Below are 15368 nucleotides of genomic sequence, written 5' to 3'. Positions count from 1 at the left end.
GCGGCCCGGCGCCGGGCTCGTGAAGTTTGGTGGGTTCATTCGACGCCCTCCTTCTCATGCGTTCCCACGCGCTGCATCCAGTTGTAGAGGATGAAGCACAGCAGCAGGATGATCAGGAAGTAGATCAGCGAGAACGCCGCCGCCGGACCGAGGTCGAACTGGCCCACGGCCTTTTGCGTCAGGTACTGCGACAGAAAGGTCGTCGCGTTGCCGGGCCCGCCGCCGGTCAGCACGAAGGGCTCGGTGTAGATCATGAAGCTGTCCATGAAGCGCAGCAGCACCGCGATCATCAGCACGCCGCGCAGCTTGGGCAGCTGGATGAAGCGAAACACCGCCCACTTGCTCGCGCCGTCGATGCGCGCGGCCTGGTAGTAGGCATCGGGGATCGCGCGCAGGCCGGCATAGCAGAGCAGCGCGACCAGCGGCGTCCAGTGCCACACGTCCATCACCAGCACGGTAAGCCAGGCGTCGCGGGCATTGCCGGTGTAGCTGTAGTCGATGCCAAGCTTGTCGAGCGCGGCGCCGAGCAGGCCGATGTCGGCGCGGCCGTAGATCTGCCAGATCGTGCCCACCACGTTCCACGGGATCAGCAGCGACAGCGCGACGATCACCAGCACGGCAGAGGCTTTCCAGCCCGACGCTGGCATCGACAGCGCGAGCACGATGCCCAGCGGGATCTCGACCGCCAGCACCGCGAGCGAATAGCCGAGCTGTCTGAGCAATGCGCCGTGGAGTTCTTCGTCGCGCATCACGTTGACGAACCACTCGGTGCCGACGAAGACGCGGCGCTCGGGCGAGATGATGTCTTGCACCGAGTAGTTCACCACCGTCATCAGCGGGAGGATGGCGGAGAAGGCGACGCAGATCAGCACTGGCAGGATGAGGAGCCAGGCTTTCTGATTGACGGGTTTGGTTGGGGCGCTCATGTCGGTTGGGGCGTCATGGCTTGGCGGGTTGATGCCGCCCTGCGAGGGGGCCGCGCGCCTACTTGAGGCTGAAGCTGCCCCTGCGGGGCAGAGCCGGGATTTCGCCCCGGCGGGCGACCTACTTTCTTTGCTTCGCCAAAGAAAGTAGGCAAAGAAAGGCGACCCCCGCTCAGGCGCCCGGCTGCGCCGGGTCCCCTGCGGTGCTCGCGAAGCGGGCGCGCCGCATAACTCGCTGCGTTCGCTGCGCTCACTGCGCTCGAACAAAGCGGCGAGTCAGAGGTTGATGCGCGCTGGCGCGCGCCGCCCGCTTCGCTGTGCTCCTCGGCGCCTTCGAGGGGGCCCAACGGCGACTGCAACGGCAACACACCCCCGAGCGGGGTTGCGACGGTCTGGCAAAAGTAGGTCGCCCGCCGGGGCGAAATCCCGGCACCAGCGCCGCAGGCGCGCAGCCGCCCGCAGGGCGGCCTCCCGGCAGAGGCCATCAACGACCTCATGCCACCAACTCCTCATCCCGATAAAAGCACGTATGCACCCCCATCACCTGCAGCCACGCCGTGCTGCCCACAGCGGGCAGCGCCGTCTCGGGAGACAACCGCGCCTTCAGAGTGTGCTCGCCGATGCGCCCGGTCAGCAGCACGTGGGTGCCGATGTCCTGCGCCTGCGCCACCGTCACCGGCAACGCGCCCGGCGTGTCGGGCACGGCGAGCGAGACGTACTCCGGCCGAACGCCGAGCTTGAGTTCGCCCTCGCCGAGCGGGCGGGGGGTCGGTACGCGATGGCCGGCCACGTCGATCGCGTCGTCGCTCGCGCGCACCGGCAGGAAGTTCATGCCGGGCGAACCGATGAAGTGGCCGACGAAGGTGTGCGCCGGACGCTCGAACAGCTCGCTCGCGGTACCCACCTGCACCGCGCGGCCGCGCGTCATCACGACCACGCGGTCGGCGAAGGTCAGCGCCTCGACCTGGTCGTGCGTCACGTAGACCAGCGTCAGCTTGAGCTCGTGATGGATCTGCTTGAGCTTGCGGCGCAGCTGCCACTTGAGGTGCGGGTCGATCACCGTCAGCGGCTCGTCGAACAGCACCGCCGAGACATCCGGGCGCACGAGGCCGCGGCCGAGCGAGATCTTCTGCTTCGCATCGGCAGCGAGGCCGGCGGCGCGCTGGTCGAGCTGGGCGGAAAGCTCCAGCATCTCGGCGATCTGGCCGACGCGCTGCTTGATCTGCGCCTCGGGCACCTTGCGATTGCGCAGCGGGAAGGCCAGGTTCTCGGCGACCGTCATCGTGTCGTAGATGACCGGGAACTGGAATACCTGGGCGATGTTGCGCTGCTGCGGCGTCTCGCGCGTGACGTCGCGGCCGTCGAAGCGCACGCTGCCGTGCGAGGGCGCGAGCAGGCCCGAGATGATGTTGAGCATCGTCGTCTTGCCGCAGCCCGAAGGGCCGAGCAGCGCATAGGCGCCGCCGTCCTCGAAGCTCATCTTCAGGGGCAAGAGCGCGTAGTCGCTGTCCTCCCGCGGGTTGGGGCGGTAGGCGTGCGCGAGGTCGAGGTCGATGCGTGCCATGTCAGCCGTTCCTGCGTTGGGGCGCGACGAGCAGTGCGCCGGCGGAATCGAACACGTGCACCTGCGCCGGATGCAGGTAGAGCGTGATCGCCTCGCCGAGCGCGAAACGGTGCACGCCGGTCAGCTGCGCAACCAGCTCGCCCACCGGCGTCTCGGCATGCACGAAGGTGTCGGAGCCCGAGATCTCGGCCAGCTCGACCACGCCCGGCAGCGCGACATCGCCCGGGCGCGGGCGGATGCCGAGCGCGCTCGCGCGCACGCCGATCGTCAGCGCCTTGCTCGCCGCCGACGGCAAGGGAATGTGCAGCGACGGACCCGCGTTGAGCTGCACGCCCAGCGTCGCCGCCTCGGCGGCGATCAGGTTCATCGGTGGATCGCTGAACGCGCGCGCGACGCGCAGCGACTTGGGCGCGTGGAAGACCTCGGCGGTCGGGCCGTACTGCAGCAGCTCGCCGGCATCCATCACCGCGGTGTAGCCGCCCAGCAGCAGCGCCTCGCCGGGCTCGGTGGTCGCGTAGACCACGGTCGATTCGCCGGCCGCGAACAGCTGCGTGAGCTCCTCGCGCAGTTCCTCGCGAAGCTTGTAGTCGAGGTTCACCAGCGGCTCGTCGAGCAGCATCAGCGGGGCGTTCTTCGCGAGCGCGCGCGCCAGCGCAACGCGCTGCTGCTGGCCGCCCGAGAGCTCGGCCGGCAACCGCGCGAGGAAGGGCTCGATGTGCAGCTTCTTCGCCAGCTCGACGACGCGCGCACCGATCGCGGTCTTGTCCATGCCGCCGCGCAACCGCAGCGGCGAGGCGATGTTGTCGGCCACCGTCAGCGACGGGTAGTTGATGAACTGCTGGTAGACCATCGCGACGTTGCGCTCGCGCACCGGCATGCCGGTGACGTCGGCGCCGTCGACGCGCACCGCGCCCTGCGTGGGCTTGTCGAGCCCCGCCATCACGCGCATCAGCGAGGTCTTGCCGGCCTGGGTCGCGCCCAGCAGCACGGTGACCGCGTTGGGCTTGAGCGCCAGGTCGAGCGGATACAGGTGCGTGCTCGCACCGACCTTCTTGCTGATCTGCTCCAGCACGAGCTGCATCAGGCAACCTCTCTTCGTTGTTCTCTGGACGGCGCGGCACCGAACGCCGCCGCCACGTGCGCGCGCTCGTCGGCGCTGTAGTGCAGGCCGAGCTTGGAGCGGCGCCACAGCACGTCATCGGGGTGCCGCGCCCATTCCTCGCGGCACAGGTAGTCGAGTTCGGCCGCGTACAGACCCGGTGCGATCTCCTCGCCCAGTTCGGCGAGCGACTGCGCGCGGCCGAGCACGCGCTCGATGCGGCTGCCGTAGGCGCGCGCGAGGCGGCGCGCAAGCGCACCGGGCAGCCAGGGCGCGCGGCGACGCAGTTCGGACACGAAGCGCTCGAAGTCGAGGTCGGGCCGGCGCTCGCTGCCGATCCAGCCGCGCAGGTCGCCGCCGGGCAGGTGGGCGCGCTCGGTCCACGTGGCGCGACGCTCGCCGAGCATGCGGCCGATCTCGTCGGCGGCGTCTTCGGCGAGCTTGCGGAAGGTGGTGATCTTGCCGCCCCAGATGCTCAGCAGCGGCGCGGCTTCGGTGTTGGCTTCGAGCAGGTAGTCGCGCGTCACCGCGCTCGGATCGCCCGAGGCGTCGTCGAGCAGCGGACGCACGCCCGAGTAGCTCCACACCACGTCGGAGGGCCGCACCGGCGCGCGGAAGTAGCGGCTGGCCTGTTCGCACAGGTAGGCGCACTCGTTCGCGTCGATGTGCGCGCTGCCCGGCTCGCCCTCGATCTCGACATCGGTGGTGCCGATCAACGTGAACTCGCCCTCGTAGGGGATCGCGAAGATGATGCGCTTGTCGGGGTTCTGGAAGATGTAGGCGTGGTCGTGCTCGAAGCACTTGGGCACGACGATGTGGCTGCCCTTGACGAGGCGCAGGCTTCGCGTAGCCAGCGCCTCGCCGGCGGCGGGGCGCGCGATGCCGCGCAGAAAGCTCTCGGCCCACGGGCCGGCGGCGTTCACCAGCGCCCGCGCGCGCACAAGCGTCGATGAGCCGTCCTCGCCGGCCAGCGCCGCGGTCCAGCCGCGCGCATCGCGCACCGCGGAAACGCAGGCGGTGCGCGTGAAGAGGGTTGCGCCGCGCTCGGCGGCATCGAGCGCGTTGAGCACCACCAGGCGCGCGTCGTCGACCCAGCCGTCGCTGTAGACGAAGCCGCGCGTGAACTCGGGCTTGAGCGGCGCGCCGGCCGCGTGGCGGCGCAGGTCCACGCCGCGCGAGCCGGGCAGCACCTCGCGTTGCGCGAGATGGTCGTAGAGGAACAGGCCCATGCGCACCATCCAGGCCGGGCGCATCGCCGCGTCGTGCGGCATCACGAAGCGCAGCGGCCACATGATGTGCGGGGCGCTCTTGAGCAGCACCTCGCGCTCGGCCAGCGCCTTGCGAACAAGCGAGAACTCGTAGTACTCGAGGTAGCGCAGGCCGCCGTGGATCAGCTTGGTCGACGACGACGAGGTGTGCGAGGCCAGGTCGTCGCGCTCGCACAGCACGACACGCCAGCCGCGCCCGGCGAGGTCGCGCGCGATGCCACAGCCATTGATGCCGCCGCCGACGATGAGCACGTCGGCGTCGAGCGAATCGGCAGGGGCGGCGGGGTTCAAGGGCTTACTTCCAGGCAAGGCGGCACCGTTCGGTCCGGCGCCGCAGGCCGTGTTTTTAGGCGCGTTCATGCGCGGTTGCATCATCGTTTTCCCGCGATTATTTTCGTTTCTTTTCGTTTTAGGCTCCGCCCGCCGTCCAGAATGGCCACTCGATGACCCCGAATCCCCGCCAGGCCCAGCTGCTCGAAGAGGTGCGCGCGCACGGCACGCGCTCGGTTGAGGCGCTGGCCGAGCGCTTCGGCGTCACGCTGCAGACGGTGCGCCGCGACGTGCAGCGCCTGGCCGAGGCCGGCCTGGTGGCGCGCTTTCACGGCGGCGTGCGCGTGCCGAGCTCGACCACCGAGAACATCGCCTATCGCCAGCGCCAGGCGCTGCAGGCCGAGGGCAAGGCGCGCATCGCGCGCGCGGTGGCCAAGCGCGTGCCCGAGGGCTGCTCGCTGATCCTCAACATCGGCACCACCACCGAGGCGATCGCGCGCGAGCTGCTGCGCCACCGCGGGCTGCGCGTGATCACCAACAACCTGAACGTCGCGGCCATCCTCAGCGACAACCCCGACTGCGAGGTCATCGTCGCCGGCGGCGTGGTGCGCTCGCGCGACCGCGGCATCGTCGGCGAGGCGACCGTCGACTTCATCCGCCAGTTCAAGGTCGACATCGGCCTGATCGGCATCTCGGGCATCGAGGCCGACGGCACGCTGCGCGACTACGATTACCGCGAGGTCACGGTCGCACGAGCGATCGTCGAACGCTCGCGCGAGGTATGGCTGGCGGCCGACCACAGCAAGTTCAACCGGCCGGCGATGGTGGAGCTGGCGCCCTTTGCGCAGATCGACATGCTGTTCACCGATCTCGCGCCGCCCGAGCCCTTCCCGCAGCTGCTGGCCGAGGCCGGCGTGGAATGCGTGGTGGCGGAGGAGTCCTGATGACCTACCTGCTGGCCCTCGACCAGGGCACATCTTCTTCGCGCAGCATCGTGTTCGACCGCGGCGGCCGCATCGTCGCGATGGCGCAGCGCGAGTTTCGCCAGATCTATCCGCAGCCCGGCTGGGTCGAGCATGATCCGCTGGAGATCTGGGCCTCGCAGCTCGAGACCGCGCGCGAGGCGCTGGCCAAGGCCGGGCTCGCCGCAGGCGACATTGCCTCGATCGGCATCACCAACCAGCGCGAGACCACCGTGGTGTGGAACCGCGCGACCGGCGAGCCGATCCACAACGCCATCGTCTGGCAGGACCGCCGCGCCGAACCCACCTGCGCCGCGCTGCGCGAGCGCGGCCTCGAGCCGCTGGTGCGCGAGAAGACCGGGCTGATCATCGACGCCTATTTCTCCGGCACCAAGCTCAAGTGGATCCTCGACCACGTGAGCGGCGCGCGCGAGGCCGCCAGGCGCGGCGAGCTGGCCTTCGGCACCGTCGACAGCTGGCTGCTGTGGCACCTCACCAAGGGCCGCGTGCACGCCACCGACGTCAGCAACGCCGCCCGCACGATGCTCTTGAACGTGCGCACCAACGACTGGGACGAGGAGCTGCTGTCGATGCTCGACATCCCGCGCGAGCTGCTACCGCGCGTGCAGCCCTCGGCCAGCGAATTCGGCAACTGCGAGGCCGATTGGCTGGGCGCGCCGCTCGCGATCGGCGGCATCGCCGGCGACCAGCAAAGCGCCCTGTTCGGCCAGGCCTGCTTCAGCGCCGGGCTCGCGAAGAACACCTACGGCACCGGCTGCTTCATGCTGATGCACACCGGCGCGCAGTTCCAAACCAGCGCCAACGGCCTCATTACCACCAGCGCGGCTCAGCCCACCGCGACACCCGAATTCGCGCTCGAAGGCAGCGTCTTCATCGGCGGCGCGGTCGTGCAGTGGCTGCGCGACGGGCTGCGCGCCATTCAAGGCAGCCACCAGGTGCAGTCGCTCGCCGAGAGCGTGCCCGACGCCGGCGGCGTGGTCTTCGTGCCGGCCTTCACCGGCCTGGGCGCACCGTACTGGCAGCCGCAGGCCACCGGCGCGATCGTCGGGCTGACGCGCGGCACCACGGTCGCGCACATCGCGCGCGCGGCGCTCGAGAGCATCGCGTTCCAGAGCGCGGCACTGCTCGAGGCGATGAGCCGCGACGCGGTCGCCGCGGGCGGATCGCCGGTGAGCGAGCTGCGCGTCGACGGCGGCGCTTGCGTCAACGACCTACTGATGCAGTTCCAGGCCGACCTGCTGGGCATCCCGGTCGTGCGACCCAAGGTGATCGAGACCACCGCGCTTGGCGCGGCCTACCTCGCGGGCCTGTCGAGCGGCGTCTACGGCGGGCTCGACGAGCTCTCCCGGCAATGGCAGGTCGAGCGGCGCTTCATGCCGACGATGCCGCGCGAGCGCGCGGCCGAGCTGATGGCGCGCTGGGAACGCGCGGTGCGACAGACCATCGCGGCCTGAAGCCCAGGCCCGCGCCGGCCGCGGCACTGCGGCCAACACATTCCTGCCATGGCGCTGTCAGCAGCGGCAGCGCAGCATGCGCGTCCGCATCGAACGACGTCCGAGCCCCGCTGGCCGTTCGACCGACGACGCGGATTTCGCAAGCGAGGCATCATTTCCCCCATGCGCCGTGCCGACCGTCTGTTCCAGATCGTGCAGATCGTGCGCGGTCGACGCCTGTCGACCGCCGAGTTCCTGGCCGAACGGCTGGAGATCTCGGTACGAACCGTCTACCGCGACATCGCCGCGCTGCAGGCGCAGGGCGTGCCGATCGACGGCGAAGCGGGCGTCGGCTACCGCATGCGGGTCGGCTTCGACCTGCCGCCGCTGATGTTCACGACCGACGAGGCCAAGGCCCTGGTCGCCGCCGTGCGGCTGGCCCAGCCGCGCCTCGACGCCGAGCTGGCCGCGCAGGCCGAGAACGCGCTGTCCAAGATCATCGGCGTGCTGCCGCCCGCCGCGCGCGCCGCCGCCGACAGCGTGGTGCTCTACGCGCCGCCGGTGGCGCTGACCGACACCACGCGCGAGCGCCTGCTCGAGCTGCGCCACGCGATCGAGTCGCGCCGCAAGCTGCACCTGCGCTATCTCGATTTGAAGGACGCCCCGAGCGAACGCGTCGTGCGCCCGCTGGGCTGCTTCTTCTGGGCCTCGACCTGGACGCTGGCCGGCTGGTGCGAGCTGCGCGAGGACTTCCGCAATTTCCGCGTCGACCGCATCGAGGCCGCGACACCCACCGGCGAGGGATTCCGCGACGAGCCGGGCAAGACGCTGGCCGACCTGTTCCGGCTCGAGGAGATGCGCGCCGCATCGTGAGGCCGACACCGCGCCGCCGGCGCTGAGCGTCCCTCGTCTGCAGGCCGGCCGGGCGCTGGCTACACTGCGCCGCCGTTTCGACAGGATCGCGCGATGCCCGCCTCGCACCTGCTGCTCGCCCTGGCCGTGGTCGCGGTCTGGGGCACGAACTTCGTGGTCATCAAGCTCGGCCTCGCCGAGCTGCCGCCCTTCCTGTTCGCGACGCTGCGCTTCGCGCTGTCGGCGTTCCCGTTCCTGCTGTTCATCCGCCGGCCGCCGGTCGCGCTGCACCGGCTCGCGCTGTTTGGCGTGCTGCTCGGCGCCGGTCAGTTCGGCCTCCTGTTCTACGCGATGCGCGCCGACATCTCGCCGGCGCTGGCCTCGCTGGTGATCCAGACGCAGGTGTTCTTCACGATCGCGCTGTCGGCCACGCTGCACCGCGAGCGGCTCGCGCCGCTGCAGTTCGCGGCACTCGCGCTCGCGGTGGCCGGCATGGGCGTCATCGCCGCGCATCTGGAAGCCAGCGTCACCGCGCTCGGCCTGGGCCTCGTGCTGCTGGCCGCGCTGTGCTGGGCCTTCGCCAACCTGGTGGTGCGCAGCGCCGGCAAGGTCGACATGCTGGGTTTCATGGTCTGGTCCAGCATCTTCGCGGTGCCGCCGCTGCTGGCGCTGTCGGTCGCGTTCGACGGCGTGGCCGCCATGCGTGCCGGCCTGTCGCATGCCGGCGTCGCTGCCTGGGCCGCGGTCGCTTGGCAGGCGGTGGGCAACACGCTGTTCGGCTATGGCGCCTGGGGCTGGCTGCAGACACGTCATCCGGCCGCGACGATCACGCCCGCGGCGCTGCTGGTGCCGGTGTTCGGCTTCGCCGCGTCGGCCTGGTGGCTCGACGAATCGCTGCCGGGCTGGAAGCTCGGCGCCGCCGCGCTGGTGATCGCCGGCCTGGTGCTCAACCTGATCGCCGCGCGCCGCCGCACGGCGGCTGCCATTCCCACGAGGAGACCCGCATGAGCCTGCAACTGCATTTCGCTCCCAGCAGCGCCGCGATGGCGCCCCATATCCTGCTCGAGGAACTGGGCGTGCCTTACGAACGCGTGCTGGTCGACACCGACGCCCGGGCGCACAAGACGCCGGCCTACCTGAAGCTCAATCCGAATGGCCTGGTGCCGGTGCTGGTCGACAGCGCCGCGCCCGGCGGCGAACTCGTGCTCTACGAGAGCGCGGCGATCTGCCTGCACCTGGCCGACACGCATCCGCACGCGAAGCTGATGCCCGCGCTCGGCACGCCCGAGCGCGCCCATGCCTACAAGTGGCTGATGTGGCTGACCAACACGCTGCAGGCGACGCTGATCGTCTACTTCTATCCGCACCGCTGGGTCGACGAGGGCAATGCGAGCGGCGTCGAGCGGCTCAAGCTGCACGCGCGCGATCGCGTCGACGGCCTCATCGACCAGCTCGAAGCCGAACTGGCGCGCCACGGCGGACCGTGGCTGCTCGGCGCCGAGTGGTCGGCGGTCGACGCCTATGCCTTCATGCTGTGCCGCTGGACGCGCAACTTCCCGCGACCGGCGCGCGCATTGCCGCACATCAACGCGTGGCAAAAGCGCGTGCTGGCCAGGCCGGCGGTTCAGCGCATGTTCGCGAACGAGGGGCTCAAAGAGCCCTGGTTCTGAGCTGCAGGTCAGGCCAGCACCGCCGCCATCGCGTCCGCCACGCGACGCACATTGCCTCGGTTCAGCCCCGCCACGCACATGCGGCCCGAACGCACGAGATAGACGCCGTGCTGTTCGCGCAGCGTGTCGACCTGCGCCGGCGACAAGCCGGTGTAGCTGAACATGCCGCGCTGCGTGAGGAAGTAGCCGAAGTCGCGCCCCGGCAGCTTGGCGTGCAGTTCGTCGTGCAGGGCGCGGCGCATCGCGACGATGCGCTCGCGCATCGCGGCCAGCTCGGCTTCCCACGCGGCGCGCAGCGCCGCATCGGCCAGCACGGTCGCGACCAGCTGGCCGCCGTGGATCGGCGGACTCGAGTAGTTGCGGCGCACCGTGGCCTTGAGCTGGCCGAGCACGCGCTCGGCCTCGTCGCGGTCCTTGCAGACGAAGCTCAGGCCCCCGCAGCGTTCGCCGTAGACGCTCATGCTCTTGGAGAACGAGTTCGCGACGACGAAGCGCAGGTCCGATGCCGCGAGCGCGCGCACCGCATGCGCGTCCTCGGCGATGCCGTCGCCGAAGCCCTGGTAGGCGAGATCGATGAAGGGCAGCAGCTCGCGCTCGCGCAGCACCGGGATCAGCTGCTCCCACTGCGCGGCCGTGAGGTCGACGCCGGTCGGGTTGTGGCAGCACGCGTGCAGCAGCACGACGGCATGCCTGGGCACCTGGCGCAACGCCGCGAGCATCGCGTCGAAGGCCACGCCGCCGGTGGCCGCGTCGTAGTACGGATAGGTGTGCACGCGGATGCCGGCGCCTTCGAACATCGCGCGGTGGTTGTCCCAGGTCGGGTCGCTGACCCAGACCTCGCTGTCGGGCAGCCAGCGCTTGAGGAAATCGGCGCCGACCTTCAGGCCGCCGCTGGAACCCACCGACTGGATCGTCGCGACGCGCCCCGCGCGCAGCACCTCGGCATCGGCGCCGAACAGCAGCTTGCCGACCTCGGTGCGGAAGTTCGCCGCGCCTTCGATCGGGAGGTAGGGCTTGGCGCCGCCGGCCTCGGCCAGGCGGGCCTCGGCGCGGCGCACGGAGTCGAGCACCGGGATGCGCCCGGCGTCGTCGAAGTAGATGCCGATGCTCAAGTTGACCTTGTCGGCGCGCGGATCGCGGCCGAAGTCCTCGTTGAGCGACAGGATGGGATCGCCCGGATAGGGCTCGACGTGTTCGAACATGTGTGCAACCTCAGGCGGCAAGCGCCTTTTCGATGACTTTCTTGAGCGATTCCGGCGTGTCGGTCGGCGCGTAGCGCGCGATCACCGCGCCGTCCTTGCCGACCAGGAACTTGGTGAAGTTCCACTTGATCGCCTGCGTGCCGAGGAGGCCCTTGGCTTCCTTCGTGAGCCACTGGTACAGCGGGTGCGCGCCGGCGCCGTTGACCTCGATCTTGGCCATCATCGGGAAGCTCACGCCGTAGTTGGCCTGGCAGAAGCTCGCGATCTCGTCGTTGCCCTTGGGATCCTGGCCGCCGAACTGGTTGCAGGGAAAGCCGATCACGGTGAGGCCGCGATCGCCGTAGTCCTTCCACAGCTGCTCGAGGCCGGCGAACTGGGGCGTGAAGCCGCAGGCGCTGGCGGTGTTGACGATCAGCAGCACGCGGCCGCGGTGGTCGGACAGCCTCACCGGCTTGCCGCCGATGTCCTGGGCTTCGAAGTCGTAGACGGTGGTCATGGTGCGTCCTCGGGCAATGACCGAGATGCTACCCGTCGCCATCGACCGGCCCGCGCCTGCGTGCACAGGTTCACGCGAACGGCCTTCACGCCCCCCTGAGAGGGATGGAAATCACGCCCCTCGCCGCCGAGCATGGATGCATGAACGCCCCGACCTCGCCGCCGTCACGATTTCGCGTTGCCCTGCTGGGCTTCGGTGCCTTCGAGCGCCAGGGGCTTGAAGCCTGCTTCCGGCTGCTGTCGCGGCGCGAGCCGGGTTTCGTGCTCGCCGCCGCCGACGCGCCGCTGGCCGAGGCCGACTGGGCGGTCATCAACGGCGACCAGCCCGAAGCGGTGCAGGCGGTCTGGGCCAGCGGCCAGCTCGCGACTGCAGTGATCATCGGCGCGCAGTCGCTGCCGGGCGCGGCCTTGCACCTGCCGCGCCCGATCGATCCGCTCGCGCTGCAGCGCGGTCTGGAATCGCTCGCGGGCATCGAGCCGGCGCCGGTCGCACCGCCGGTTTCGCGGCCTGCCACCACCGAACCGCTCGCAACGGGCCGCCGATTCGAACGACCGATGCTGGTGGTCGACGACAGCGAGGTCGCTCGCCAGTACCTGCGCGTGCAGCTCGAGCGACTGGGTTGCGCCGTGCACACGGCCGCCACGGCCGACGAGGCGCGCGCCCAGCTGGCACGCGAGGCCTACGCCGCTGTGTTCGTCGACCTCGCGCTCGACCCGAGCGACGCGAGCGAACTCGAAGGCCTGGTGCTGTGCCACGAACTGCAGCACGCCGGTGCGCAACGCCCGCGCGTGGTGGTCGTGACGGCGCGCGGCAGCGGCACCGACCGCGTGCGCGCCACCCTGGCCGGCTGCGACAGTTTTCGCGTCAAGCCGGTCAATGCCGCAACGCTCGAAGAGGAGCTGCAGCAAGTCGAGATCGCCGCGGCCGCGCAATGACCGCTAAGGCTGGCGCACGGCCTGCAGCCGGCGCGCGAGCTCGACGCCGACGCCGCGGTTGACGAACTGCGTCGTCGCGACCTTCGACAGATCCACCTCGCCCGGCTTGTACAAGCCGGCCTTGACCATCTTGGCGTGGAAGTCGGCGATGCGCTCGGGCTTCATCGCGCCGATGCCCAGCTCTTTCGCATCGCCCGAGTCGACGATGCCGAGCCGCTTCATCAGCGCGACCGACGCGTCGATCGTCGCCTGCGTCATCTCCGGGTTGTCGCGCAGGATCAGCGCATCGGCGGCGCGGCGGTCGCCGTAGAGGTAGTTGACCCAGCCGGTGATCGACGCGTCGACGAAGCGCTGCACCAGCTGCGGGTTCTGGCGCACCGTCTCGACGCGCGCCTCGATCGTCGTCGAGTAGGTGCTGTAGCCGTGGTCGGCGAGCAGAAAGGTCTTCGGATCGAAGCCGCCCTTGGCGCGGATCGCGATCGGCTCCTCGACCGCGTAGCCCTGCTGGATGCTCTGCTTGTTGGCGAGGAAAGGCCCGAGGTTGTAGGTGTAGGGCTTGAGCTGCTCGTCGCGAAAGCCGTGCTCGGCCTTGAGCCAGGCCCACCACGAGAACTGCGCGTCCTTGGCGATCCACGCGACCGGCGCGCGCTTCAGGTCCGCAAAGCTCGCGTAGCCGGCGTCCGGGTGCGCGAACAGCGCCTGCGGGTCCTTCTGGAACATCGAGGCCACCACGATCACCGGCACGCCGTTCTTCGCGTTGTCGAAGCTGTGCAGCAGGTTGCCGGTCATCAGGAAGTCGATCTTGCCGGCCGGCAGCAGCGGTCGGTTGTTGACCTGCGGGCCGCCGGGGCGGATCGTGACCTCGAGGCCGGCCTTGGCGTAGGTGCCGTCGGCCAGCGCCTGGTAGAAGCCGCCGTGCGCGGCCTGGGCCTTCCAGTTGGTCGCGAACACGAGCTTGTCGGCGGCGTGCACCGCCGATGCGGCAGCGAGGATCAAGGCGGCGGCGAACCAGTGCTTGGTCATGTCGTGGGGTCCTGGTACTGCGCGTGCCAGCGCCCGAGCACGAGCCGCGCCAGGGTCTGCATCGCCAGGTGGATCGCGATGCCGGTCACCGACACCAGCACCAGCGCGGCGAACATCTTCGGGATCTCGGTGCGAAAGCTGGCTTCGAGGATGCGCGAGGCGAGACCCGTCTCGCGCCCGGCCGCGCCGGCGGTGAACTCGGCCACCACCGCGCCGATCAGCGCCAGCCCGCCGGCCACCTTGAGCCCGGCGATGAAGTAGGGCAGCGCCGACGGCACGAGCAGGTAGCGCAGCATCTGCCAGCGGCTCGCGCGGTACAGGCGCATCAGGTCGCGCAGGTTCGCATCGGCGCTGCGCAGGCCTTGCACGGTGTTCGAAAGGATCGGAAAGAACGCGACGATCCACGCGCAGATCAGGAGTGCCGCGGTCGTGCTGTCGACCAGGATCAGGATCAGGGGCGCGATCGCGATGATCGGCGTGACCTGCAGCACCACCGCGAACGGCGTCAACGCCGACTCGATGCGGCGCGACAGCGCGAACAGCAGCGCCAGCGCGACGCCGCCGGCCACCGCCAGCGCCAGCGCGACGAGCGTGATCTTCACCGTGAACCACCAGCTGGGTGCCAGCGACGCGAAGTTCTCCGCCAGCGTTCGGGCCACCAGCCACGGACCCGGCAGGAGGTAGGGCGGGATGTCCCACCAGCGCACCGCGGCTTCCCAGCCGACGAGCGCCGCCGCGCACGCGAGCACCGGCGCCAGCCAGCGCCTCGGCGCGCGCGGCGCTTCAGCCGCCATGCACCGCCTCGGCCGCACGCTGCGGCTCGCCCGATGCGCGCGCCAGCGCCTGCGAGACGCGCGCGCACAGCACCGCGAACTCCGGCGTCTGGCGCAGCGCCGCGTCGCGCGCGCCGGGCAGCTTGACGTCGATCACCTCGGCCACGCGGCCGGGGCGCGGCGACATCACGACGATGCGCTCGCTCAGGAACACCGCCTCGTAGACGCTGTGCGTGACGAACACCGCGGTGAAGCGCTCGCCGGCCCACAGTTCGCGCAAGTCCTGCGCGAGGCGAAAGCGCGTGATCTCGTCGAGCGCGGCGAAGGGCTCGTCGAGCAGCAGCAGCTGCGGCCGCGTGATCAGCGCTCGCGCGATCGCCGCGCGCATCTGCATGCCGCCCGAGAGCTCGCGCGGAAAGGCCTGCGCGAATTCGCTCAGGCCCACCGCGTCGAGCGCAGGCCCGACCGCGGCGGCGATCTCGGCGGCCGGGCGGCGCTGCAGCCGCATCGGCAGCGAGACGTTGTCGGCCACGCGCGCCCACGGCATCAGCGTGGGATGCTGGAACACGAAGCCGATCTCGCCCGGCGTCTCGAGCGCCTGGTCGCGCAGCAACTGGCCGCCGGTGGGCCGCTCCAGGCCTGCCAGCAGGCGCAGCACCGTGCTCTTGCCGCAGCCCGAGGCGCCCAGCAAGCTGACGAATCCGTGACGCTCGATCGTCAGGTTGGCACCGCGCAGCGCCTCGGTGCCGGTGGGATAGCGTTTGTCGATGCCTTGCAGGGCCAGGAGCGGGGTCGGGGAGGTCATGAAATCCAGCGTGTGCGAAACCCCGCGACTCTAGCCGCAGCGAGGCCGGGCGCTGGGGCGAGTCCGCCTACC

At 70.2% G+C, this 15368-nt stretch carries 15 protein-coding genes; 6 read left to right on the top strand and 9 right to left on the bottom strand.

All coding sequences use genetic code 11. The features are described 5' to 3' along the window. Positions 1-35: 35 nt before the first annotated feature. From ACO2TI_RS17805 to glpD, 4 genes are all read right to left on the bottom strand, one after another. Complete coding sequence (locus tag ACO2TI_RS17805; protein ID WP_423286460.1) at positions 36-926, bottom strand: carbohydrate ABC transporter permease; 891 nt, start codon at positions 924-926, stop codon at positions 36-38. Between the two features lie 490 nt (positions 927-1416). Continuing rightward, positions 1417-2487: an ABC transporter ATP-binding protein gene (locus tag ACO2TI_RS17800; protein ID WP_423286459.1), complete on the bottom strand. Its 1071-nt coding sequence runs from the start codon at positions 2485-2487 to the stop codon at positions 1417-1419. A 1-nt stretch (position 2488) separates the two neighbouring features. Then, positions 2489-3568, bottom strand: a complete 1080-nt coding sequence (locus ACO2TI_RS17795; RefSeq protein WP_423286457.1) for an ABC transporter ATP-binding protein — start codon at positions 3566-3568, stop codon at positions 2489-2491. Continuing rightward, positions 3568-5226 carry a glycerol-3-phosphate dehydrogenase gene (gene glpD, locus ACO2TI_RS17790; RefSeq protein WP_423286736.1) on the bottom strand — a complete coding sequence of 553 codons (1659 nt, stop codon included), beginning with the start codon at positions 5224-5226 and terminating at the stop codon, positions 3568-3570. Before glpD ends, ACO2TI_RS17795 begins: the two co-directional genes overlap by 1 nt. A 71-nt stretch (positions 5227-5297) precedes the next feature. Between glpD and ACO2TI_RS17785 the strand changes: the two genes are divergently transcribed. The 5 genes from ACO2TI_RS17785 to ACO2TI_RS17765 all read left to right on the top strand — a co-directional run bounded on the left by ACO2TI_RS17785 (position 5298) and on the right by ACO2TI_RS17765 (position 10062). Then, positions 5298-6068: a DeoR/GlpR family DNA-binding transcription regulator gene (locus ACO2TI_RS17785; RefSeq protein WP_423286456.1), complete on the top strand. Its 771-nt coding sequence runs from the start codon at positions 5298-5300 to the stop codon at positions 6066-6068. After that, on the top strand, positions 6068-7561 hold the full coding sequence (gene glpK / locus ACO2TI_RS17780) for a glycerol kinase GlpK (protein ID WP_423286455.1): 1494 nt from the start codon (positions 6068-6070) through the stop codon (positions 7559-7561). The genes ACO2TI_RS17785 and glpK overlap by 1 nt, the downstream gene beginning before the upstream one ends. A gap of 162 nt (positions 7562-7723) precedes the next feature. Beyond that, entirely contained in the window at positions 7724-8413 is a 690-nt protein-coding gene (locus ACO2TI_RS17775; RefSeq protein ID WP_423286454.1) for a helix-turn-helix transcriptional regulator, read from the top strand. 93 nt (positions 8414-8506) lie between these two features. Continuing rightward, on the top strand, positions 8507-9400 hold the full coding sequence (locus ACO2TI_RS17770) for an EamA family transporter (protein WP_423286453.1): 894 nt from the start codon (positions 8507-8509) through the stop codon (positions 9398-9400). Further along, positions 9397-10062: a glutathione S-transferase family protein gene (locus ACO2TI_RS17765; protein WP_423286452.1), complete on the top strand. Its 666-nt coding sequence runs from the start codon at positions 9397-9399 to the stop codon at positions 10060-10062. Before ACO2TI_RS17770 ends, ACO2TI_RS17765 begins: the two co-directional genes overlap by 4 nt. A gap of 8 nt (positions 10063-10070) precedes the next feature. On the opposite strand, the gene ACO2TI_RS17760 is transcribed toward ACO2TI_RS17765, so the two are convergent. Both ACO2TI_RS17760 and ACO2TI_RS17755 read right to left on the bottom strand, forming a co-directional pair. Further along, a complete protein-coding gene (locus ACO2TI_RS17760; protein WP_423286451.1) occupies positions 10071-11264 on the bottom strand; it encodes an aromatic amino acid transaminase in 1194 nt (397 codons plus the stop codon). A gap of 10 nt (positions 11265-11274) precedes the next feature. Continuing rightward, the gene (locus ACO2TI_RS17755) at positions 11275-11760 is read right to left on the bottom strand and encodes a glutathione peroxidase (RefSeq protein WP_423286450.1); all 486 of its coding nucleotides are present in this window, start codon (positions 11758-11760) and stop codon (positions 11275-11277) included. A gap of 140 nt (positions 11761-11900) precedes the next feature. Between ACO2TI_RS17755 and ACO2TI_RS17750 the strand changes: the two genes are divergently transcribed. Next, positions 11901-12695 (top strand): response regulator, encoded by a 795-nt coding sequence (locus ACO2TI_RS17750; protein WP_423286449.1) that lies wholly within the window; start codon positions 11901-11903, stop codon positions 12693-12695. Positions 12696-12698: 3 nt separating this feature from the next. Here ACO2TI_RS17750 and ACO2TI_RS17745 read toward each other — a convergent pair whose 3' ends face one another. From ACO2TI_RS17745 to ACO2TI_RS17735, 3 genes are read right to left on the bottom strand one after another with little or no spacing between them, the layout of a single operon-like run. Beyond that, complete coding sequence (locus tag ACO2TI_RS17745) at positions 12699-13718, bottom strand: ABC transporter substrate-binding protein (RefSeq protein WP_423286447.1); 1020 nt, start codon at positions 13716-13718, stop codon at positions 12699-12701. Then, positions 13715-14512 carry an ABC transporter permease gene (locus ACO2TI_RS17740; protein WP_423286446.1) on the bottom strand — a complete coding sequence of 266 codons (798 nt, stop codon included), beginning with the start codon at positions 14510-14512 and terminating at the stop codon, positions 13715-13717. The genes ACO2TI_RS17745 and ACO2TI_RS17740 overlap by 4 nt, the downstream gene beginning before the upstream one ends. Then, positions 14502-15296, bottom strand: a complete 795-nt coding sequence (locus ACO2TI_RS17735) for an ABC transporter ATP-binding protein (protein ID WP_423286444.1) — start codon at positions 15294-15296, stop codon at positions 14502-14504. The genes ACO2TI_RS17740 and ACO2TI_RS17735 overlap by 11 nt, the downstream gene beginning before the upstream one ends. Between the last annotated feature and the right edge of the window lie 72 nt (positions 15297-15368).

The sequence above is a fragment of the Caldimonas sp. KR1-144 genome, from assembly GCF_049446155.1.
Classification (GTDB): Bacteria; Pseudomonadota; Gammaproteobacteria; order Burkholderiales; family Burkholderiaceae_C; genus Rivibacter.
Note: the sequence above shows the minus strand (reverse complement) of the source record. Positions and strands in the feature narration are given on the sequence as shown.